The organism is Mesorhizobium sp. M0410 (assembly GCF_040321435.1).
Lineage (GTDB): Bacteria > Pseudomonadota > Alphaproteobacteria > Rhizobiales > Rhizobiaceae > Mesorhizobium.
Window position 1 is genome coordinate 1 of sequence record NZ_JAMYRN010000081.1, and the last position, 536, is coordinate 536.

Consider the following 536-nt stretch of genomic DNA (forward strand, 5'->3'; position numbering starts at 1 on the left):
ACCCAGGCTTTCGAATCCATACGCGAGGTGCGTAATGCCATTGTGCGGCAGCGCGAAAGCTTCCAGCTTAGCCTGCGCGTCAGTCCTTCCTTCGGCGAGAAATGGCTGGCGCCGCGGTTGGCCGAGTTCAGCAAGGGCTATCCGAGCTGGAATTTGCGCGTCGACGCCACGCCCAATTTCTCGGATTTCGAAACGGAGGTCATCGATCTCGATCTTCGTTATGGCGACGGCGGCTGGGCCGGCCTTTATTCGGATTGCGTCGTCAACGATCTGATCCTGCCGATGTGCTCGCCTTCCTATCTTGCCGAACTGCGCGCGATCTCACCGGATCCGCGCGAGCAGCTTCGCCATGCGCGGTTGATCGACAGTGTGAAGGCCTATTTCCGGTGGGATTATTGGCTGCCGTGCAACGGTATCCAGGGCGCCCGCATGACGTATCCCTATCGTTTCGACCGTTCGTCAATGTCGGTTCAACTGGCGAAGGACGGTGCAGGTGTGGTCCTGGAAAGCACATCCATCGCATTCGAGGACCTGGT

General features: G+C 59.0%; 1 protein-coding gene. It reads left to right on the forward strand.

Annotated elements, in window-relative coordinates:
- Nucleotides 1-536 (forward strand): LysR substrate-binding domain-containing protein (locus NKI63_RS30685; RefSeq protein WP_352824135.1); only part of this gene is annotated, 536 nt, incomplete at both ends.